Genomic DNA, 20,419 nt, shown 5'->3' with positions numbered 1-20,419 from the left:
CTTAAGCGGCTCGCGCGGCGAGCAGGTCGTCGAGATCGAGGCGGCGTGTGAACATCGCCAGCGAGCCGTCGGCGTTGCGCGGCCATTCCTCTTTCGGTCGATCCCAGTAAAGCTCGACGCCGTTCTGGTCCGGGTCCCTTAAATAAAGCGCCTCGCTGACACCGTGATCGCTGGCGCCGTCGAGCGGGATGTTCGCTTCGATCAGGCGGTGGAGCGCATCGGCCAGATTGGCGCGCGTGGGATACAGGATCGCAGTGTGAAACAGGCCGGTCGTGCCCGGCGCGGGTGGCGAGCCGCCTTTGCTCTCCCACGTGTTGAGGCCGATGTGGTGATGATAGGCGCCGGCCGAGATAAAGGCGGCCTGATCGCCATAAGTCTGCATCAGCTCGAAGCCGAGTACGCCGCAATAGAAGCCGAGCGCACGTTCAAGATCGGCCACTTTGAGATGGACGTGGCCGATCCGCGTACCAGCCGCAATCGGCTTCGGATTTATCATGCAGTGTCCTCAGCGGATCGGCGGCGCGTACTGGATGCCGCCCGCGTTCCAGAGCTGGTTAAGGCCGCGTGGAATGCCGAGCTTGGAGCCGAGGCCGACATTGCGCTCGTAGACCTCGCCGTAATTGCCGACATGGCGAATGATGCGTGCCGCCCAGTCCTTGGTCAGGCCAAGCTCCTCGCCATAATTGCCCTCGGTGCCGACGAGCCGCATCACGTCCGGTTTCTTCGACTTCAGCGCCTCGTCGATGTTCTTTGAGGTGACGCCGAGCTCCTCGGCGTTGAGCATCGCATAGACCGCCCATTTCACGATCAGCATCCACTGGTCGTCGCGCTGGCGCACTACGGGCGCGAGCGGTTCCTTGGAGATGATGTCGGCAAGAATGACGTGATCGTCCGGTTTAGCGAGGTTCTGCCGGTAGGCGTAAAGCTGCGAGGTGTCGGTGGTCAGCACGTCGCACTTGCCGGCTTCATAAGCCTTGAGCATATCGCCGACATTTCCGAACTTCATTTCATCATAGGTGATGTTGTTGACCTTGAAGTAATCCGCGAGGTTGAGTTGCGTCGTGGTGTCGGACTGTACGCAGACGCGGGTACCGCCAAGCTCCAGCGCGGAATCGACGTTGCGCGAGCGCCGGACCATGAAGCCTTCGCCGTCATAATAGGAGACCGCCGCGAAGGTGAGGTCGTAATCGACCTCACGCGACATGCTCCATGTCGAGTTGCGCGACAGGATGTCCACCTTGCGGTTCTGCAATTCCTTGAAACGCTGGTTGGTGTCGAGCGGAATGAAATTGACTTTGGTGGCATCGTCGAAGACCGCGGCCGCGACCGCGCGGCAGATGTCGACGTCGAAGCCCGACCAGTTGCCGTTCGCATCCTTGTTGGCGAAGCCGGGCAGCCCGGCATTGACGCCGCAGTTCACCGCACCGCGTTTCACCGTGCGTTTCAGTGTCTGGGTGTCGTAACGGTCCAGTGCAGTGAATGCGCCGATCGCGACGATCAGGGCGGCGAAGAGCCCGAGCAACAGGCCCGAGCGGAAGGTGCGTGAAAAGATTGCCATGTCGATGCCCCGTTTCCCCAATCGGTCAAGACTGTAGCGGAATCAGATCTGCGGCTTCTGCCGGACGACGACTTTGGTGCCGACCGGAATGCGATCGTAGAGGTCGATGATGTCGGCATTGACCAGCCGGAAGCAGCCGGACGACACCGCCGTGCCGATGGTCTGCGGCTGGTTGGTGCCGTGGATACGATACACCGTGCTGCCGAGATAGAGCGCGCGTGCGCCCATCGGATTGCCGGGGCCGCCCGCCATGAAGCGCGGCAGATAAGGCTGGCGCTGGATCATTTCCGGCGGCGGCGTCCAGTCCGGCCATTCCTGCTTGCGGCTGATCTTCAGAAGCCCCTGCCACTGGAAGCCCTCGCGCCCGACACCAATGCCGTAGCGCAATGCGCGTCCGTTGCCCTGCACGACATAAAGAAAGCGCTCGGAGGTGGAGACGATGATGGTGCCCGGCGGTTCGGTGGTGCGATAGAACACCGTGGTTCGCTTGAACTCCGGCGGCAATTCTTCTTCCGCCTCGCTCGGCACGTAGCCGGGCTGGTCGCCGTCAACATACTGGGCCGGGTAGCGGCCTTGCGCGACGGCGGGAGGAGTAGTCATGGCGGCGAAGGCCGCGAGGCAGGTGACAAGGGGAAGCAGCCGGGATGCGATCATGGGAGGGCTCCGGATTTATGGCTGCTATCAAATCCGACGGCTGCGACGCTGGCAAGTGATCCGGCGGACAGAGATTCCGTTCGTTCAAATTTTATCGGAGCGGTCACTTACCGGTGCGGAGCGATCCAGAGCCGCAGGATGTACGAGATCAGCGCGACAGTGCCGACGCCGCCAAGCCACAGGGCGGCAAACCAGATCAGCCGCGTCATGAGCGGCCGAGGTGGCGGTTCGGGCTCGGTCAATGGTAGCCGCTTCCTGCCTGGACCTTGCCGCGAAATACCCAATAGGCCCATGACGTGTAAGCCAGAATGAGCGGCACCAGGATGGCGACACCAACCAGCATGAACTTCAGGCTCTTCTCCGGGGCGGCCGCCTGCCAGATCGTGATGCTGTTCGGCACCACGTAAGGCCACATGCTGATGCCGAGCCCCGCATAGGACAGGCCGAACAAAAGGAGCGTCAGGAAGAACGGCCTGTAATCGTGGCGGTTCTTCAGGTTCACAATCAGGAGCGCGGTGACGATGGCGACCGCGAGCGGCACCTGTGCCGTCAGCATCACGTTCGGCCATGCGAACCAGCGTTCGGCATAGCCGTTTTGCAGGAACGGCGTGGCGAGGCTGACGGCGCCGATCGCGGCAAGCGTTGCGAACAACAGCCGCCAGCTCAGGTGATAGGCGCGTGCGCGCAAGTCGCCTTCAGTCTTCATCACGAGCCAAGTCGCACCGAGCAGGCTGTAACCTGCAATGACCGACAACCCGGTCAGGATGCTGAACGGCGTCAGCCAGTCCCACCAGCCGCCGCCGTAATGACGGCCTGCGACTGGCACGCCTTGCAGGATCGCGCCGAGCGCGATGCCCTGCGCCAGTGCTGCGAGCAGCGAGCCTCCGGCAAAGGCAGTATCCCAGCGGTTGCGGTCGCTTTGCTGGGTGCGCCAGCGGAATTCAAAGGCGACACCGCGAAAGATCAGGCCGATCAGCATCGCGATTATCGGCGTGTAGAGCGCGGGCATCAGCACGGCATAGGCTAGCGGGAAGGCCGCCATCAGTCCGCCGCCGCCGAGCACCAGCCACGTCTCGTTGCCGTCCCACACCGGCGCGACGGAGTTCATGATGATGTCGCGGTCCTCCTTGGTGGAGAACAGCGGAAACAGCATGCCGAGCCCGAGGTCGAATCCGTCCATCACCACGTACATGAACACCGCGAAAGCGATGATGAACGCCCAGATCGTCGGAAGGTCGATCATCGCGCTCATGAGCGATGCTCCTGAGTAAGGTGCGCCGGGCCGGGCATGATGCCAGCCGCGCGGACCGGCGCATCCCGGGTCGGGCCTTCCTCGCCGTGATGCGGCGCCGCCGCCATCAGACGCAGAATGTAGAAGATGCCGACGGTGAACACCGCGAAGTAGACCACGATGAAGGCGATTAGCGAGGAGGCGACGGCAGGCGTGTCGAGCGGCGAGGCGCCATCGGCGGTCCGCAACAGCCCCCAGATGAGATAGGGCTGCCGGCCCGCCTCGGTGGTGATCCAGCCTGCGATGACGGCAATGAATCCTGTCGGGCCCATCGCCAGCGCATAACGATGCAGCCATTTCGAATCATACAGTGTCCCGCGCCAGCGTGCCCAGAGGCTGAGCAGCCCGATGCCGAGCATGAGGAATCCGATTCCGACCATGGTGCGGAACGACCAGAACACCAGCGGCACGTTCGGCCAGTCTTTGCGAGGCACGGTGTCGAGGCCCTTGAGCGGAGCGTCGAGCGAATGCTTGAGGATGAGCGACGATGCCTTCGGCACCTCGATGCTGTATTTGACGCGCGCATTCTTCTGGTCGGGCCAGCCGAACAGGATCAGCGGCGCACCGTCGGGATGGCTCTGGAAGTGGCCTTCCATCGCCATCACCTTGGCAGGTTGATGCTCGAGCGTGTTGAGGCCATGCTGGTCCCCCGCGAAAATCTGGATAGGCGCGACAATCGCGGCCATCCACATCGCCATTGAGAACATCATGCGTGGGCCTTCGCGAGACGGGTCACGCAGCAAATGCCAGGCGCCGACGCTGCCAACCGCGAAGGCGGTGGTGAGGTAGGACGCGAACACCATGTGCACCAGCCGATAAGGGAAGGAGGGATTGAAGATCACCTCCCACCAGTCGGTTGGCGTGAACTGACCCGCGGCATTGACGGCATATCCCGCCGGCGTTTGCATCCAGGAATTGGCCGACAGAATCCAGAACGCTGAGAACAGCGTGCCGGCCGCAACCATCAGCGTTGCGAAAAAATGCAGTCTGTGGCCGACGCGCTTGAGGCCGAACAGCATCACGCCGAGAAATCCGGACTCCAGAAAGAATGCGGTGAGCACCTCATAGGCCATCAACGGTCCGATGACGGAGCCGGCCTTGTCGGAGAACGTCGCCCAGTTGGTGCCGAACTGGTAGGACATGACAATGCCGGAGACCACGCCCATGCCGAATCCGACAGCGAAAATCTTCAGCCAGTAATTGAAAAGGTTGATGAAAACCTCGCGGCCAGTCCACAGCCAGAGTGCTTCGAGCACGGCGAGATAGCTGGCGAGGCCGATCGAGAAGACCGGAAACACGATGTGAAACGACATCGTGAAGGCGAACTGCGCGCGAGCCAGATCAATTGCGCTGATACCGTCCATCATTGCGATATCCATTCAGCCCTGCGTTCAGATATAGCACGGTGAAGGAACCGTTCAACAACCGGTCTGCATTGCATTTTGCGAATAAGAAGCAAATGTCCAATATGATCTAGCGGACGTCGACGCGGCGGAAGCCATTCCACAATGCCGTCGCGGCGCCCGACGTGAGCACCGACAGTGCGCGCCCACTTTGGAAATTACCGTTGAGCGACAGCCGCGGCAGCGCGGTCAAATGATCGGCATGTGCGGGAAACAGCATGCCGGGCCGCGTCGTCACCGCGGTATCGAAGCCGAGCGCAATGGTGGCATCAAACTCACGTCGCCCGGCGGCAGCCTTGTCGCCGTAAGGATAGGCGAAGTGCTTCACCGGACGCTCCAGTATGGCGGCGATGCGTTCGCGGCTGGCGGCGATTTCGTGACGCGCCTGACCGGCGGCCTCGTGCGCGAGATTGCAATGGCTGACGGTGTGCGCGCCGATCGTCACCAGCGGGTCGGCGGCAAAGACTTTTAATTCATCCCACGACATGCACAGCTCGCGGCTGATTGCCGTGTCGTCGATGCCGCAACGTCGCGCCAGCACGCCGACAGCGGCATTGATATCATGGTCCGTCGGCAGGCGGCGAAAGTGATCGTGAAGGCGGGCGAAGGCGTCCTGTTTCTGCGCGGTCGTCGCGGCTTCGATCCGCACCTCAACGCTGTCGAGAGGAATGGTGATCGCCTCGCTTTGGGCCACGATGCGTTCCAGCGCCACCCACCATAGCCGGCCCGTGCCTGCGGCGAAGTCGCTCGCCACATAGACGGTCATCGATGCATCGAACCGCCGCATGATTGGCAGCGCGTAATCGCGGTTGTCGCGATAGCCGTCGTCGAAGGTGAAGACGGCGAAGCGGCGCTCGAATTGCTGGGCGGTGAGGCGCCGGCGCGCCTCGTCGAGGCTGACGATGTCGATGTCGCGGGCGCGGAGGGTCGCGAGCGCGACCTCAAGAAAATCCGGCGTGACTTCAAGATGCCGGTTCGGCTGAAAAGCCGCGGGCGACGCTGGCCGAACATGGTGCAGCATCAGGATGAAACCGACCCCGCCAGTCAGCGGTTGCAGGACCCGGTATGCGCCGGTGGCTGCCATTGTTTCCAGACCGAGCCGGATCACCGTGCCGCGCAGCTTTTTCATACATCCGTCCAAAACCGGGGTTGAGAGCGGATTTTGTGGCAGAATCGGTTGAAGAATAGGTTATCCAGAGGCCCATCCGCGCAATGCGCACCGGGCGGCATCTTCCAAATTGACACTGCCGCAAGGGTTTGATTTTTCTCATATCTCACGCGAAGGATGGGAATGAGCGAGTTTTCCAACTGGGTACGGAAATGGTGGCCCGGGCTGATCCCGCTGGTTGCGCTGTGGGTGGCGGCGATCTGGACCGGAACCGTGCCGATCGAGCAGCACTTGACCGCCCAGGCTGCGGCGGCGCTGAAGGAATCGGTGCTGGACAAGACCCAGATCGAGGTTTCCGGGCGCGATGTCCGGCTCTCGGCCGATGCGTTTTCCGAACAGGGCCGTCGGACCGCTGTCGATCAGGTCGCGAGCGTGCCAGGCGTGCGGCTCGTCACCGACCAGACCCAGTTGATTGCGGAAGTGACGCCTTTCGTCTGGTCGGTCGAGCGTGACGTCGTCCATGTGACGCTGAGCGGAAACGCGCCGCTGCCGGCGATCAAGGCGCGGTTGCTCGAAGCGGCGCGCAATGCCGCGAACGGCACCGAGGTCGTCGATCAGATGGCGCTGGCGCGGGGCGCGCCGGTGCGGTTCGACGCGGCGGCGCTTTTGCTGATCGACCAAATCTCGAAGCTGAAAGAGGGCAAGATCTCGCTGGCGAACACCAAGGTGACGCTGGAGGGTTCGGCGCGCGAACTCGGCGGGCGGGAGGCGATCGCGGCGGCTCTGAAAAACCTGCCCGAGGGCTACACGGTGGAGAAGAATGCCCTCTACGCGCCGCCCTATCTGTTTCAGGTCAACAAGGATCCTGTGGCCACGACATTGGCGCTGAGCGGTTATGTCCCGGACAACAATGCGCATGCCGCTATCGTCAGCGCGATCGAACGTAAATTCGTCGGTGTGAAGATCGAGGACAAGCTCAAGGCGAGCGCCGGTGCGCCGCAGGGTTTTCTCGCTGCCACAATGACGGCGCTGAGTGCGCTGTCGCGGCTGTCCACCGGCACGCTGACGATCCAGGACCGCAACGTCACGCTGTCCGGCGACGCTCTTTACCCGGGTGCGAACGCGAGGATCAGTGAAGAACTTGCCGCGAAACTGCCGCAGGGCTGGAAGCAGAAGGCGGAATTGACGGTGAAGCCGGTGGCCGCGCCGGTCAACGCCACGATCTGCCAGCAACTGCTGACGGGATTGCTCGCAAAAGGCACCATTCAGTTCGAGACCGGAAAAGCCGTGATCGATCCGGATTCGGCGGGGCTGCTCGACCGCCTGATCGAGGCAGTGCTGCGCTGTCCGACATCGCAGATCGAGATCGAGGGCCATACCGACAGCAACGGCGAGAAGGAAGCCAACCTTGCTCTGTCGATGCGCCGTGCCCAGGCGGTCGCCGACTACTTCATCAAGGCCGGAGTCCCGAAGGAGCGCATTAGTGCGGTCGGCTTCGGCAGTGAGCGGCCGGTGGCGAGCAACGATACGGAAGAAGGCAAGGCGCAGAACCGCCGCATCGAATTCGTGGTGAGGTAAGGCATGGGCTATCTCATAGCGTTCAACTGGGAATGGATCGCGGGGGCCGCCGCGCTCGGTTTCGCGACGGGATGGGTTTCGCCGATTTCCCGCGTCCGCAGCCTGTCGACGATGACGATGCGCGTCAGCTTCGCGGTGGTCGTGGCGTTGGTTGCGGTATCGCTGTCGCGGACCCTGCCAGGGCGGCCCGGTTATTGGCTTGACCTTGGCCTGGTCATGTTCGGAGCCTATCTCGCCGGTGGCGCCGTCGGCTCCTGGTTGCGTTATGTGCTCCTGTTGCGGCCGGGCAGGCCGCGCGGCGAAGAAGGTTGAGATTCCGGCCACGACAGGGCTGCGAAATGCCGCAATCCTCACGCTTTGTCTCGCGATCCTGCGAACGGTCTGCTAGGACGATCCGGGGGACGGGAGCTTTGAGGATTTGATGCTTGAACCGGTGCGCAGGACGCTGGCGTTTCTGCGAGAAAAGCAAATCCTGCATAAGCTGGGTGTCGCGCTGAGCCTGATGGTTATCGGCTTTGCCCTCCACATCCTCTATCAGATGTTGCGGGATATCGATCTCGATGACGTGCTCAAGGCCTTGCGCGGAACCGAGGTCAAGACGGTTGCCCTCGCGGGGTTGTGCGTTGCGGCAGGATATTTCACGCTGACGTTCTACGACTTCTTTGCGCTGCGGGCGATCGGCCGCACGGAAATTCCCTACCGCATCGCGGCCTTCGCGGGATTCACCAGTTATTCGATCGGCCACAATGTCGGAGCCAGCGTCTTCACCGGCGGCGCGGTCCGCTATCGGGTCTATTCCTCCTGGGATCTGACCGCGATTGATGTCGCCAAGGTCTGTTTCATTGCCGGGCTGACATTTTGGCTCGGCAATGCTGCCGTGCTTGGTCTCGGGGTGGCCTATCATCCGGAGGCGGCCTCCTCGATCGACCAGTTGCCGGTCTGGCTCAACCGCGTGCTGGCCGTGGTTTTGCTGCTGATCCTGGTCGGCTATGTCGTCTGGGTTTCGTCCCGCCCGCGCAATGTCGGGCGCGGCAACTGGACCGTGACGCTGCCGGGCGGCAGTCTGACGCTGGTGCAGATTCTGATCGGCATCGTCGATCTCTCGTTCTGCGCGATTGCGATGTATATCCTGATGCCGGACGAGCCTTATGTAGGCTTTGTCGTGGTCGCGGTGATCTTCGTGTCCGCTACCCTTTTGGGATTTGCCAGTCACTCGCCGGGCGGGCTCGGCGTGTTCGATGCCGCCATGCTGTACGGCATCATGCATTTCGACAGCCAGTTCGATAAGGAAGAGCTGCTGGCCGGGATGCTGCTGTTTCGCGTGCTGTACTATATCGTGCCCTTCGTGATCTCGGTCATGCTACTGTTGTTTCGGGAAGTCATGCTGGGCGCCAAGGCGCGGCGTGAGTCGGGCTTGCGCAAGCGTGACGATATCTCCACGTCAGAGTCTTAAACGTCAGGGTCATCATGACGGCCGATGCATCCGTCCCGCCACCTCCGACGCCGTACTGGCTGAAACAGTTGCGGCGCTCCAGCCTTGTCGTGCTGGTCGCGGGCGTTTCGCTCGGCACGCTGGTCGCGATGCACGATTTGAGGCTGTCGAGCGCGATCCTGGTATTTTTCTGCATCGCCGGCGTTGCCCTGGTCCCACTGCAATCGCATGACGGCGTTCGGACGCGTGAGGAGAGCGGCAGCGAGAGGCTGACGGAGGGCGTTGCGGTGCGCGCGGTGATTGGCGCCATGCCAGAGCCCACCGTGCTGCTCGACCGGGTTGGACGCGTGCTGCATCTGAACGCGCAAGCCGCACAACTGGCGCCGGCGCTGCGCCGGAACGAATTGGCGCTGTTCGCTCTGCGCTCGCCGGAGATCATCGCGGTGCTGCGCGATGCGATCGCCACGTTGCAGCCCCAGCGCGTCACCTATGTCGAACGGGTGCCGGTCGAGCGCTGGATGGAGCTTGTGGTGACGCCGGTCGCGGTGCCGACCGAGTTTGGCGGCACGGACAACTGCTTCCTGATGACGTTCCGCGACCAGACGCCGTTGCGCCGCGCCGAGGAGATGCGCGCCGACTTCGTCGCCAATGCGAGCCACGAATTGCGGACGCCGCTCGCGGCACTCTCCGGCTTTATCGATACGCTGCAAGGTCCCGCGCGCGATGACCCCAAGGCACGGGAGCGTTTTCTCGGCATCATGCATGCGCAGGCAACCCGCATGGCGCGGCTGATCGACGATCTGTTGTCGCTGTCGCGGGTGGAGTTGAGTGCGCATGTGCGGCCCGAGGCCAAGGTCGATCTGCTCGCGATCCTGCGGCAGGTGATCGATGGACTCGAAGTGCTCGCCAACGAGCGCGGGGTAGTGATCGAAACGCAGTTTCCGGATGTGCCGGTTTTCATCGCCGGCGACACTGAGGAATTGCTGCGCGTATTCGAGAACCTGATCGAGAACGGCCTGAAATACGGAGCGTCCGGCGGCAGGGTCACGGTGTCGCTGTCGCGGACGGCGCCCGACGAAGGCCCGGCCGAAATCCGTGTCACGGTTCGCGATTATGGCCCCGGCATTGCACCCGAACACCTGCCGCGCCTGACCGAACGCTTCTACCGCACCGATGTCGGCGACAGCCGCGCGCAGGGTGGTACGGGTCTTGGCCTGTCGCTCGTCAAGCATATCGTCAGCCGCCATGGCGGGCGTTTGCTGATCGAAAGCGTTTTCGGCAAGGGTGCCACTTTCACCGTCTGTTTCCCACCGCTGGCGCTTCCGCCCGGCGCATAAAACGCAGCAATCTCAGTGATTTGGATGTGTCACATGAGTGTCACCAAACCTTTATAAAAGCTGCATGGGGCGCCTCTAAAGCGGGCGCCGCGGGCCAACAGAGCCCTCGCTGACCACATGGAGACAGCCAGTGAATTTTTTCAAAACCATCGTCGCGGCCGGCATTGTCGCCGCTTCGACCACCGCCCTTTCGCTCCCGGCGACGGCGGCTGACATCACGGGTGCGGGCGCAACGTTCCCGTTCCCTGTTTATTCGAAGTGGGCCGATGCCTACAAAAAGGAAACCGGCAACGGCCTGAACTACCAGTCGATCGGCTCGGGCGGCGGCATCAAGCAGATCCAAGCCAAGACCGTGACGTTCGGCGCCTCCGACATGCCGCTCAAGGCCGAGCAGCTTGAGAAGGACGGCTTCGTTCAGTGGCCGATGGTGATGGGCGCCATCGTTCCGGTCGTGAACCTCGACGGCGTGAAGGCCGGCGACATGGTTTTCGACGGCGAGACCCTTGCGAACATCTACCTCGGCAAGATCACCAAGTGGGATGATCCTGCGATCAAGAAGCTGAACCCGAAGGTCAACCTGCCGTCGACCGCGATCGCCGTGGTTCGCCGTTCGGATGGTTCGGGCACCACCTTCAACTTCACCAACTACCTCTCCAAGGTCAGCGCCGACTGGAAATCGAAGGTCGGCGAGGGTACCGCGGTTGAGTGGCCTGTCGGTGTCGGTGCCAAGGGCAACGAAGGCGTTTCGGCCAACATCAGCCAGACCAAGAACTCGATCGGCTATGTCGAGTACGCTTACGCCAAGCAGAACAAGCTGACCTACACCGGCATGGTCAACAGTGCGGGCAAGACCGTGCAGCCGACCGTTCCGGCGTTCCAAGCTGCTGCTGCCAACGCTGACTGGTCGAAGGCTCCCGGCTACTACGTGATCCTCACCAACCAGCCGGGCGAGGCGTCCTGGCCGATCACTGCGGCAACCTTCATCCTGATGCACAAGGCACCGACGGATAAGGCAGCATCTGCCGAAGCCATCAAGTTCTTCAAGTGGGCGTTCGAGAAGGGCGGCAAGATGGCCGAGGAACTCGACTACATCCCGATGCCGGCTTCCGTGGTCAAGCAGATCGAGAAGACCTGGTCGGCCGACATCAAGAGCTGATTGTGACCGGCGGGGGAGAGGCAAGCCTTTCCCCCGCTGTTCTTCCGGCACCTCTGCGGTGCAGGGCTGAATATCCGATTGCGTTATAGAGATAGGGGATTGGCGTGGCAGAGATGGCCGTTCATGGTGCCTCGATGGAAGCCGCAGGACCGTACGACCGTGCCCGCGCGTTGAGCGCCTTCAAGCTGGGCGACAAGACCTTTTACTGGACCACGCGCATCTGCGCGATCCTGGTTCTGGTGCTGCTCGGCGGCATCATCATTTCGCTGATCGTCGGCGCATGGCCTGCGATCTCCCAATACGGCTTCGGATTCCTGACCACGTCGCGCTGGGCGCCGTCCGCCGATCCGCCAGTGCTCGGTGCGCTCGGCCCGGTCTACGGCACGATCCTCACTTCGCTGCTGGCGATGATCATCGCCATCCCGGTTGGTCTCGGCATCGCGATTTTCCTCACCGAACTGTGTCCGCTGTGGGCGCGCCGCCCGATCGGCATGGCGATTGAACTGCTCGCGGGCATTCCCTCGATCATCTACGGCATGTGGGGATTTTTTATCCTCGGCCCGTTCCTCGCCAACACGGTGCAGCCGTTCTTCATCAACACGTTCGAAGGCGTGCCGGTCCTTAGTTCCATCTTCGGCGGGCCGCCATCTTATCTCAGCCTGTTCAACGCCTCGCTGATTCTCGCGATCATGGTGCTGCCGTTCATCACCGCGATCTCGCGCGATGTGTTCGCGACCGTGCCGCCGGTGCTGAAGGAAGCGGCCTACGGCATCGGCTGCACGACATGGGAAGTCGTTCGCAATGTGGTGATCCCCTATACCCGCGTCGGCGTCATCGGCGGCGTGATGCTGGCACTCGGCCGCGCGCTCGGCGAGACGATGGCGGTGACGTTCATCATCGGCAACTCATTCCGCATCTCGCCTTCGATCTTCGCGCCGGGCACCACGATCTCGGCCGCCATCGCCAGCGAATTCGCCGAAAGCGACGGGTTGCACCAGTCGAGCCTGATGCTGCTCGGCCTGTTGCTGTTCGTGCTGACGTTCTTCGTGCTCGCCGCCGCGCGGCTGATGCTGATGCGGCTGCAGAAAAAGGCGGGGAGCTGAGCGATGAATCCGATCTACGCATTCCGCCGCCGCGTCGACAAGATCATTCGCGGGCTTTGCTTCGGTGCCGCCGCTTTCGGCGTGTCGTGGCTGGCGATGATTCTGTTCACGCTGTTCTATAATGGTCTTGCCGGCATCAGCCTGCAATTGTTCACCCAGAACACGCCGCCGCCCGGTTCGACCGAAGGTGGCCTGCTCAACGCCATTGTCGGTTCGATCATCATGACGATCATCGGCGTCGGCATCGGCGCGCCGATCGGCATGTTCGCGGGCACTTATCTCGCCGAATATGGCAGGCATGACCGCCTCACCTCGGTGATCCGCTTTATCAATGACATCCTCCTGAGCGCGCCTTCGATCATCATCGGCCTGTTCATTTATGGCGCGGTAGTGGTGCCGATGGGCAGTTTCTCGGCGCTGGCCGGCTCATTGGCGTTGGCGGTGATCGTCATTCCGGTGGTGGTGCGCACCACCGAGGACATGCTGCTGCTGGTGCCCAATCCGCTGCGCGAGGCGGCCTCGGCACTCGGCTTGCCGCGCTCGCTTGTGATCCGCCGCATTGCTTACCGCGCGGCGCGTTCCGGCCTCATCACCGGCATCCTGCTCGCGACGGCGCGCGTCGCCGGCGAAACCGCGCCGCTCTTGTTCACCGCTTTGAGCAACCAGTTCTTCAGCCTGGACCTGACCAAGGCGGTCGCCAACCTTCCTGTCACCATCAACAATTTCGTGCAGAGTCCCTACGCCTACTGGAAGGAATTGGCGTGGTCTGGCGCGCTGCTGATCACGCTGACCGTGCTGACGCTCAATATCGTCGCGCGGCTGCTGGGCTCTGAGAGGACCGCAAAATGACCGACGTCTCGACGATCGCCATTCCCCGCCCGTCCATGCCACCGCCATCCGTTATTCCGGATGGCCCGGCAAAGGTGACGGCGCGCAACCTGAATTTCTATTACGGCCAGCACCACGCGCTGAAGAACATCAACCTCGTGCTTGGCGCCAACAAGGTGACGGCCTTCATCGGCCCGTCGGGCTGCGGCAAGTCCACACTGCTGCGCATTTTCAACCGGATGTACGATCTCTATCCGGGCCAGCGCGCGGAGGGCGACGTCACGCTCGATGGCACCGATATTCTCGATCCGAAGCTCGATGTGAACCTGCTGCGGGCGCGGATCGGCATGGTGTTCCAGAAGCCGACGCCGTTCCCGATGACGATCTACGAGAATATCGCCTTCGGCATCCGGCTTTACGAGAGGATTTCCAAGTCGGAGATGGACGGCCGCGTCGAACACGCGCTGCGCGGCGGCGCGCTGTGGAACGAGGTCAAGGACAAGCTCAACGCCAGCGGCCTCAGCCTGTCGGGCGGTCAGCAGCAACGGCTGTGCATCGCGCGCACCGTGGCGGTGCGGCCGGAGGTGATCCTGTTCGACGAGCCGTGTTCGGCGCTTGATCCGATCTCGACCGCGAAGGTCGAGGAACTGATCGCGGAATTGAAGAAAGACTACACGATCGCCATCGTCACCCATAACATGCAGCAGGCGGCGCGCTGCTCGGACTACACCGCGTTCATGTATCTCGGCGAGCTGATCGAGTTCGACGAGACCAGCAAGATCTTTACGTCGCCGGCCGACCGCCGGACCCAGGATTACATTACCGGACGCTTCGGCTGACGGCTCGGAGAACTGTGATGGCTATGGAACATACCGCAAAAGCGTTCGACGAGGATCTGCAGGAGCTGGCTCGCCTGGTGGCGGAGATGGGCGGCCTAGTCGAGCGGCAGATCGTCGATTCGGTGGATTCGCTGATCCGCCGCGACATCAATCTGAGCGCGCGCGTCGTTGCCACCGATGTCGAACTCGACAAGTTGCAGCACATGATCGAGGAGCGCGGCGTGCTCACCATCGCGCGCCGCCAGCCGATGGCGGTCGACCTGCGCGAGATCGTCGGCGCGCTGCGCGTCGCGACCGATCTCGAGCGAATGGGCGACCTGTCGAAGAACATCGCCAAGCGCGTCGCGGCGCTCGACAGCGATTTCCATCCGCTGAAGCTGATCCGCGGGCTGGAGCACATGACCGACCTTGTGCAGTCGCAGGTCAAGGCGGTACTCGACGCCTATGCTGCCCACGACGTTCCCGCCGCCATGGTGGTGTGGAAGGGCGACGAGGAAGTGGACGCGATCTGCACCTCGCTGTTCCGCGAACTCCTGACCTATATGATGGAAGACCCGCGCAATATCGGCTTCTGCATCCATCTGATGTTTTGCGCCAAGAACATCGAGCGGATTGGCGACCATGCAACCAATATCGCCGAGACGGTGTTCTACATGATCGAGGGCCAGCCGATCGGCGCATCGCGGCCGAAGGGCGACATGACGAGCTTCTCCAGCACATCATCTGTGGGTTAAAAGGATATCCATGAACGCAAGAATTCTGGTCGTCGAGGATGAGGAGGCGCTGTCGACATTGCTGCGCTACAATCTCGACGCGGAAGGCTACGACGTCGAGACGGTGGCGCGCGGCGACGATGCCGACACGCGGTTGAAGGAGCGCGTGCCGGACCTCGTGGTGCTCGACTGGATGCTGCCGGGCCTGTCCGGCATCGAACTATGCCGCAGGCTGCGGGCACGGCCCGAAACCAAGCAGTTGCCAATCATCATGCTGACCGCGCGCGGCGAGGAAAGCGAGCGTGTGCGTGGCCTTGCCACCGGCGCGGACGACTACATCGTCAAGCCGTTCTCGGTGCCGGAACTGCTGGCGCGGGTGAAGGGCCTGCTGCGGCGCGCGAGCCCGGAGCGCCTCGCTAACGTGCTGGTCTATGGCGACATCGAACTCGACCGCGAGAAGCGCCGCGTGGCGCGCTCGGGCCGCCCCATTGATCTTGGCCCGACCGAGTACCGGTTGCTTGAATTCTTCCTGCAGCATCCTGGGCGCGTGTTCAGCCGCGAGCAGTTGCTCGACGGGGTCTGGGGCCGCGACATCTATATCGACGAGCGCACCGTGGACGTGCATATCGGGCGGCTGCGCAAGCTGCTCAATCCCGGCGAGGAGCAGGACCCGATCCGCACCGTGCGCGGCGCGGGTTATGCGCTCGACGATCGCTTCGCCAAGGTGGAAGGCTGATCGGCCTAGGTTTGTTTTCCGCGCGGAGTTGAAAATCAAAAAAGCCCGCCGGTCAGGCGGGCTTTTCGGTTTCCGGATTGGAGGACGTTACTTGTTCGGCCGCCGATCGCGCCGGCGGTCGCCTGCGGGTTGGTAGGCAACGCGCGAGTGGTGTGCGCAATAGGGCAGGCCGCCGAGCGCCTTGCCGCCGCAGAAAAAGAACTCGGTGCTGCCAGGATCGCCGACCGGCCAGTGGCAGGTGTCTTCCGTTAGTTCGAGCAGGGTGCGGCGCTGGTTCATCGGCACCACATTGTCGAACGCGATCGGATCGGGTTCGGCCTCAACATCGAAGGCATGGGCGAGCGCGGTGTTGCCGCGCGCCATCGGGCGGCTGATGCGCATCATGTGCTGCGGGGCGCGCACCTTGCGCTGCCGGGGCGCGGCGGAGGATGGGCTTTTGGCGCGGCCGGAGAGGCCGAGCCGATGGACCTTGCCGATCACGGCGTTGCGCGTGATGTTCCCGAGTTCCGCGGCAATCTGGCTCGCCGACAGGCCGGATTCCCATAATTTCTTGAGCTGTTCGACGCGATCGTCGGTCCAATTCATTACCGTCATCGCTCTCATCCTTCTCTCTCGTGCCTGGAGGGTGAATCCGGCACTCCGATTGATGGTTCCGAAAACTCGTGTTGGCAGAATCCCTTAGCTCTCGCCGGTCGGAAGAACCGGACGTTTGGGCTGCCTTTGGGTTCAGAATTCAGGACGCCGCACGAGATGTCGTAGCCAGTAAGAAAAACGCTACAATATGGCGTGACTCACGCGCAAGAGTCCGACTCCGCAGTCCACATGTTCCGAATCAGTCATGCACACCAATTTGCGGATGCAGGGGCCGCATCGTGTGCCGCAGGCGGGGCACGGAAGGGGGCAAAACGGGCTGTCTGGCGTGTTGACAGCCAAGACATACGGAGAGGATAATCACGTAATGCCGCCCCGTCGGGGCGGCATGTTTCATTTTTGCGGACCGTCACGACCGGGGGAATCTCGCGGTTCCCAGCAGGTCCACCGTTCGCCCTGTCAGGTTGCCATGACCACCACCGCTTCGTCTCATCTCATGCCGGTCTTCGCCCGGGTCGATCTCGCTTTTGAACGCGGCGAGGGCGCTTGGCTGGTTGCCACCAACGGCGAGCGTTATCTCGATTTCACCAGCGGCGTGGCGGTGAACGCGCTGGGCCATGCTCATCCGCATCTCGTGGCGGCGGTGCAGGCGCAGGCCGCCAAGCTCTGGCACATGTCGAACCTGTTCAAGAGCCCGGACGGCGAGAAGGTCGCAGCAAGGCTGTGCGAGAACAGCTTCGCCGACGAAGTGTTCTTCGCCAATTCCGGCGCCGAGGCGATGGAATGCGCCATTAAAGTCACGCGCAAATATCATGCGGCGAAGGGACACCCCGAGCGTTTCCGCATCATCACGTTTGAAGGTGCCTTCCACGGCCGCACGCTGGCGACGCTCGCCGCGGGCGGGCAGGAGAAGTATCTCGACGGGTTCGGCCCAAAGGTCGAAGGCTTCGACCAGGTACCGCTCGGCGACATCGAGGCGGTGAAGAAGGCGATCGGGCCGCAGACCGCCGGCATCCTGATCGAGCCGTTGCAGGGCGAAGGCGGCGTGCGCGAACCCGCGCACGGCTTCTTCAGGGCGCTGCGCGAATTGTGCGACGATAAAGGCTTGCTGCTGATTTTCGATGAGGTGCAGACAGGCATGGGCCGCACCGGCGAACTGTTTGCGTACAAGCGGCTTGGTGTTGAGCCTGACGTGATGGCACTGGCGAAGGCGCTTGGCGGCGGTTTTCCGATCGGTGCATGTCTTGCGACGCGCGAAGCCGCATCAGGCATGACGGCGGGTAGCCACGGTTCAACCTTCGGCGGCAACCCGCTGGCGATTGCGGCTGCGACCGCCGTGCTCGATGTGATGCTGGCGCCGGGTTTCTTCGATCATGTGAAGCGCGCTTCGCTTATTCTGAAGCAGAAACTCGCTTCTGTCATCGATCGCTATCCGAACGTCCTGCGCGAGGTGCGCGGCGAAGGTTTGCTGATCGGCCTGCAGGCAGCGGTGCCTTCACCCGACCTGATCGTGGCGCTGCGCGAGGAAAAGCTCCTGACTGTCGGTGCGGGCGAGAATGTCGTGCGGCTGCTGCCGCCTTTGATTGTAACGGAAGCCGAGATCGAGGAAGCGGTCGGTCGGGTTGAGAAGGCCTGCGCGCGACTGGCAAAGGATTTGCCCGCGGCTCCCGGCAAGAAAGCTGCATCATGAGCCAGAAACTTCGCCATTTCCTCGATCTGTCCGAACTGCCCGTGCATGACCTGCGCGCGATTCTCGATGCGTCGATCGCGATGAAGAAGAATCTGAAAGCGGGTCATCCGGACCGTCCACTGAAAGACAAAACGCTGGCGATGATCTTCGAGCGTCCCTCGACGCGCACGCGCGTATCGTTCGAGGTCGGCATGCGCCAGCTCGGCGGCGAAGCGATCATGCTGACCGGGCAGGAGATGCAGCTCGGCCGCGGCGAGACGTTCGCAGATACCGCGCGAGTGCTGTCGCGTTTCGTCGACATCATCATGATCCGGATTCTCAGCCATGACGCGCTTGCAGAAATGGTGGAATTCGCGACCGTGCCGGTCATCAACGGTTTGACGCGGCGTTCGCACCCCACGCAGGTGATGGCGGACGTCATGACCTTTGAGGAGCATCGCGGGCCGATCAAGGGCCGCACCGTGGCGTGGGTCGGCGACGATAACAACGTCATGGCCTCATGGGCGCATGCGGCCGAGCGTTTCGGCTTCACCCTGCGGGTGGCGACGCCGCCGCAGCTCGCGCCGAACAAGCGGTTGCGCGACTGGATCAAGGCTACCAATGCACCGATCGTGCTCGGCACCGACGCGCAGGAAGCCGTGCGCGGCACCGATTGTGTGGTGACCGACACATGGATGTCGATGGGTGACAAGGATGCCGAGCACCGGCACAATCTGTTGAAGCCTTATCAGGTTGACGAGAAGCTGATGTCGTTGGCGAAGCCGGATGCGATCTTCATGCATTGCCTGCCCGCGCATCGCGGCGAGGAAGTCACCGATGAGGTGATCGACGGCCCGCAATCGGTGGTGTTCGATGAGGCGGAAAATCGCCTCCACGCGCACAAGGGCATTCTCGCCTGGTGCCTCGGGGCTGTCGGCTAAGCACGGTTACGCTTGAATCGCCGCTGGCGCTTCCTAAATTGCGGTCTTGCTCAAGAAAGGACGCCTGCATGGCGGATCAAGGTTCTATTCGCGCGCCGTCGGCTGTTCCGGTCGACGATGCGGTGCTCCCGTTTGAAGTCAGCGCGCTCGATGTTCGCGGGCGGCTGACGCGGATGGGGCCTGCGCTCGACGATATTCTGATGCGCCACGATTATCCCGCGCCGGTCGGCAAGCTGCTCGGGGAGGCCATCGTGCTGACGACGCTGCTCGGCTCGTCGCTGAAGTTCGAGGGTCGCTTTATCCTGCAGACCCAGACCGACGGTCCGGTGTCGCTTCTGGTGGTCGATTTCATCGCGCCGGATCGGCTCCGCGCCTATGCACGGTTCGACAAAACGCGGCTGAAGCCCGGTCTTTCCTCCGGCGAATTGCTCGGCCACGGTCACCTTGCGATGACCATCGATCAGGGGCCGGACATGAGCCGCTATCAGGGCCTCGTCGCCCTGCAGGGGGGATCGCTGGAAGATGCCGCGCACGAATACTTCCTGCGCTCGGAGCAGATTCCGACCCGCGTGCGCCTCGCCGTCGGTGAGGAGCTGCGCGGCGGCAGCGACGGGCCGAAGCATCGCTGGCGTGGCGGTGGCGCGCTGATCCAGTTTCTGCCAAAGGCGCCGGAGCGCGCCAAGCAGGCCGATCTCCACCCCGGCGATGCCCCGGAAGGCAGCGTGTCGCATGTGGTGGAAGAAGATGACGCGTGGACCGAAAGCCAGTCGCTGTTCGCAACCATCGAGGATGTCGAACTGATCGACCCTGATCTGTCCGGCGAGCGGCTCCTGTTCCGGCTATTTCATGAGCGCGGCGTGCGCGTGTTTCCGAGCCTGCCGTTGCATGCGGGCTGCACCTGTTCGCGGGATGCGGTGGCCGGCATGCTGGCGAGCTTCGACCCGGAGGATCGCGCCGACATGGTGGAGGACGGCAAGGTCGTGGTGACGTGCGAGTTCTGTAGCTCGATTTATGAGTTCACGCCGCAGGAAGCGGGCGTCGAGGACTGAGGGCGGTAATGACGCTGAACCGGCTTTGTCAGTTCAGCGTACGCTTGGCGTCCGGGCTGTCGAGCGAGAACAGCGGGATCGCGAGGTCGAACTTCTCTCCGCTTTCCGTCACCATCTGGTAGCTGCCGGTCATGAAGCCAGAGGGCGTCGTGAGCGGCACGCCGCTTGTGTACTCATACCGCTCGCCCGGCGCGATGACGGGTTGCTCGCCGACCACGCCTTCGCCGCGGACTTCCTGCTGCTGGCCAAGGCCATCGGTAATGATCCAGTGCCGGGTCTTGAGCTGGACGGTTTCGCTGCCCTTGTTCACGATCACGATGCTGTAGGCCCAGAAAAATTGCCGGTTTTCAGGGGATGAGCGTTCGGGAAGGAACTCGGGTTCGACGAGGACTTCGATTTGGCGGGTGACGGCGCGGTACATTGCTTCAATCGG

Annotated in this window: 22 protein-coding genes; 13 read left to right on the top strand and 9 right to left on the bottom strand. The window is 62.7% G+C overall.

Going from position 1 to position 20,419, the window contains the following annotated elements; translation table 11 throughout:
• Position 1: 1 nt before the first annotated feature.
• The 7 genes from AC1RNA_RS01980 to AC1RNA_RS01950 all read right to left on the bottom strand — a co-directional run bounded on the left by AC1RNA_RS01980 (position 2) and on the right by AC1RNA_RS01950 (position 6,035).
• Positions 2-496, bottom strand: coding sequence for a VOC family protein (locus AC1RNA_RS01980; RefSeq protein WP_492950029.1), 495 nt, complete (start codon positions 494-496; stop codon positions 2-4).
• A 9-nt stretch (positions 497-505) separates the two neighbouring features.
• Positions 506-1,558 carry an amino acid ABC transporter substrate-binding protein gene (locus AC1RNA_RS01975; protein ID WP_492950028.1) on the bottom strand — a complete coding sequence of 351 codons (1,053 nt, stop codon included), beginning with the start codon at positions 1,556-1,558 and terminating at the stop codon, positions 506-508.
• Positions 1,559-1,600: 42 nt separating this feature from the next.
• Positions 1,601-2,212: a L,D-transpeptidase gene (locus AC1RNA_RS01970; protein WP_492950027.1), complete on the bottom strand. Its 612-nt coding sequence runs from the start codon at positions 2,210-2,212 to the stop codon at positions 1,601-1,603.
• A 107-nt stretch (positions 2,213-2,319) separates the two neighbouring features.
• On the bottom strand, positions 2,320-2,421 hold the full coding sequence (locus AC1RNA_RS01965) for a DUF2474 domain-containing protein (protein WP_156186913.1): 102 nt from the start codon (positions 2,419-2,421) through the stop codon (positions 2,320-2,322).
• Positions 2,422-2,450: 29 nt separating this feature from the next.
• Positions 2,451-3,464 carry a cytochrome d ubiquinol oxidase subunit II gene (gene cydB, locus AC1RNA_RS01960; RefSeq protein WP_492950026.1) on the bottom strand — a complete coding sequence of 338 codons (1,014 nt, stop codon included), beginning with the start codon at positions 3,462-3,464 and terminating at the stop codon, positions 2,451-2,453.
• Positions 3,461-4,870, bottom strand: coding sequence for a cytochrome ubiquinol oxidase subunit I (locus tag AC1RNA_RS01955; RefSeq protein ID WP_040298429.1), 1,410 nt, complete (start codon positions 4,868-4,870; stop codon positions 3,461-3,463). Before AC1RNA_RS01955 ends, cydB begins: the two co-directional genes overlap by 4 nt.
• Positions 4,871-4,976: 106 nt before the next feature.
• Positions 4,977-6,035 (bottom strand): polysaccharide deacetylase family protein, encoded by a 1,059-nt coding sequence (locus AC1RNA_RS01950; protein ID WP_492950025.1) that lies wholly within the window; start codon positions 6,033-6,035, stop codon positions 4,977-4,979.
• Positions 6,036-6,197: 162 nt separating this feature from the next.
• Between AC1RNA_RS01950 and AC1RNA_RS01945 the strand changes: the two genes are divergently transcribed.
• From AC1RNA_RS01945 to phoB, 10 genes are all read left to right on the top strand, one after another.
• The gene (locus tag AC1RNA_RS01945; RefSeq protein ID WP_492950024.1) at positions 6,198-7,592 is read left to right on the top strand and encodes an OmpA family protein; all 1,395 of its coding nucleotides are present in this window, start codon (positions 6,198-6,200) and stop codon (positions 7,590-7,592) included.
• Positions 7,593-7,595: 3 nt separating this feature from the next.
• Complete coding sequence (locus AC1RNA_RS01940; protein WP_009339608.1) at positions 7,596-7,904, top strand: hypothetical protein; 309 nt, start codon at positions 7,596-7,598, stop codon at positions 7,902-7,904.
• Between the two features lie 109 nt (positions 7,905-8,013).
• Positions 8,014-9,045, top strand: a complete 1,032-nt coding sequence (locus AC1RNA_RS01935) for a lysylphosphatidylglycerol synthase domain-containing protein (protein ID WP_009339609.1) — start codon at positions 8,014-8,016, stop codon at positions 9,043-9,045.
• A 14-nt stretch (positions 9,046-9,059) separates the two neighbouring features.
• A complete protein-coding gene (locus tag AC1RNA_RS01930) occupies positions 9,060-10,361 on the top strand; it encodes an ATP-binding protein (RefSeq protein WP_492950023.1) in 1,302 nt (433 codons plus the stop codon).
• Positions 10,362-10,491: 130 nt separating this feature from the next.
• A complete protein-coding gene (pstS, locus tag AC1RNA_RS01925; protein ID WP_009339611.1) occupies positions 10,492-11,517 on the top strand; it encodes a phosphate ABC transporter substrate-binding protein PstS in 1,026 nt (341 codons plus the stop codon).
• Between the two features lie 113 nt (positions 11,518-11,630).
• On the top strand, positions 11,631-12,620 hold the full coding sequence (gene pstC, locus AC1RNA_RS01920; RefSeq protein WP_492951164.1) for a phosphate ABC transporter permease subunit PstC: 990 nt from the start codon (positions 11,631-11,633) through the stop codon (positions 12,618-12,620).
• 3 nt (positions 12,621-12,623) lie between these two features.
• Entirely contained in the window at positions 12,624-13,469 is an 846-nt protein-coding gene (pstA, locus tag AC1RNA_RS01915) for a phosphate ABC transporter permease PstA (protein WP_492950022.1), read from the top strand.
• On the top strand, positions 13,466-14,287 hold the full coding sequence (pstB, locus tag AC1RNA_RS01910) for a phosphate ABC transporter ATP-binding protein PstB (RefSeq protein WP_009339614.1): 822 nt from the start codon (positions 13,466-13,468) through the stop codon (positions 14,285-14,287). The genes pstA and pstB overlap by 4 nt, the downstream gene beginning before the upstream one ends.
• 17 nt (positions 14,288-14,304) lie before the next feature.
• Positions 14,305-15,021 carry a phosphate signaling complex protein PhoU gene (gene phoU / locus AC1RNA_RS01905; protein ID WP_009339615.1) on the top strand — a complete coding sequence of 239 codons (717 nt, stop codon included), beginning with the start codon at positions 14,305-14,307 and terminating at the stop codon, positions 15,019-15,021.
• A 10-nt stretch (positions 15,022-15,031) separates the two neighbouring features.
• A complete protein-coding gene (gene phoB / locus AC1RNA_RS01900) occupies positions 15,032-15,736 on the top strand; it encodes a phosphate regulon transcriptional regulator PhoB (RefSeq protein WP_009339616.1) in 705 nt (234 codons plus the stop codon).
• 87 nt (positions 15,737-15,823) lie between these two features.
• Here phoB and AC1RNA_RS01895 read toward each other — a convergent pair whose 3' ends face one another.
• A complete protein-coding gene (locus AC1RNA_RS01895) occupies positions 15,824-16,330 on the bottom strand; it encodes a GcrA family cell cycle regulator (RefSeq protein ID WP_009339617.1) in 507 nt (168 codons plus the stop codon).
• Between the two features lie 466 nt (positions 16,331-16,796).
• Here AC1RNA_RS01895 and AC1RNA_RS01890 point away from each other — a divergent pair, with 466 nt between their 5' ends.
• From AC1RNA_RS01890 to AC1RNA_RS01880, 3 genes are all read left to right on the top strand, one after another.
• On the top strand, positions 16,797-18,017 hold the full coding sequence (locus tag AC1RNA_RS01890; protein ID WP_492950021.1) for an aspartate aminotransferase family protein: 1,221 nt from the start codon (positions 16,797-16,799) through the stop codon (positions 18,015-18,017).
• Positions 18,014-18,937, top strand: coding sequence for an ornithine carbamoyltransferase (gene argF / locus AC1RNA_RS01885; protein ID WP_009339619.1), 924 nt, complete (start codon positions 18,014-18,016; stop codon positions 18,935-18,937). The genes AC1RNA_RS01890 and argF overlap by 4 nt, the downstream gene beginning before the upstream one ends.
• A 68-nt stretch (positions 18,938-19,005) precedes the next feature.
• Complete coding sequence (locus AC1RNA_RS01880; RefSeq protein WP_492950020.1) at positions 19,006-19,986, top strand: Hsp33 family molecular chaperone; 981 nt, start codon at positions 19,006-19,008, stop codon at positions 19,984-19,986.
• A gap of 28 nt (positions 19,987-20,014) precedes the next feature.
• Here the strand turns inward: AC1RNA_RS01880 and apaG are convergent, their stop codons facing one another.
• A complete protein-coding gene (gene apaG / locus AC1RNA_RS01875) occupies positions 20,015-20,407 on the bottom strand; it encodes a Co2+/Mg2+ efflux protein ApaG (RefSeq protein WP_009339621.1) in 393 nt (130 codons plus the stop codon).
• Positions 20,408-20,419 lie beyond the last annotated feature (12 nt).

The organism is Afipia sp. GW821-FHT14H12 (genome assembly GCF_058803465.1).
The sequence above is the reverse complement of the archived record's forward strand: the minus strand, read 5'-3'. Positions and strand labels throughout refer to the sequence as shown.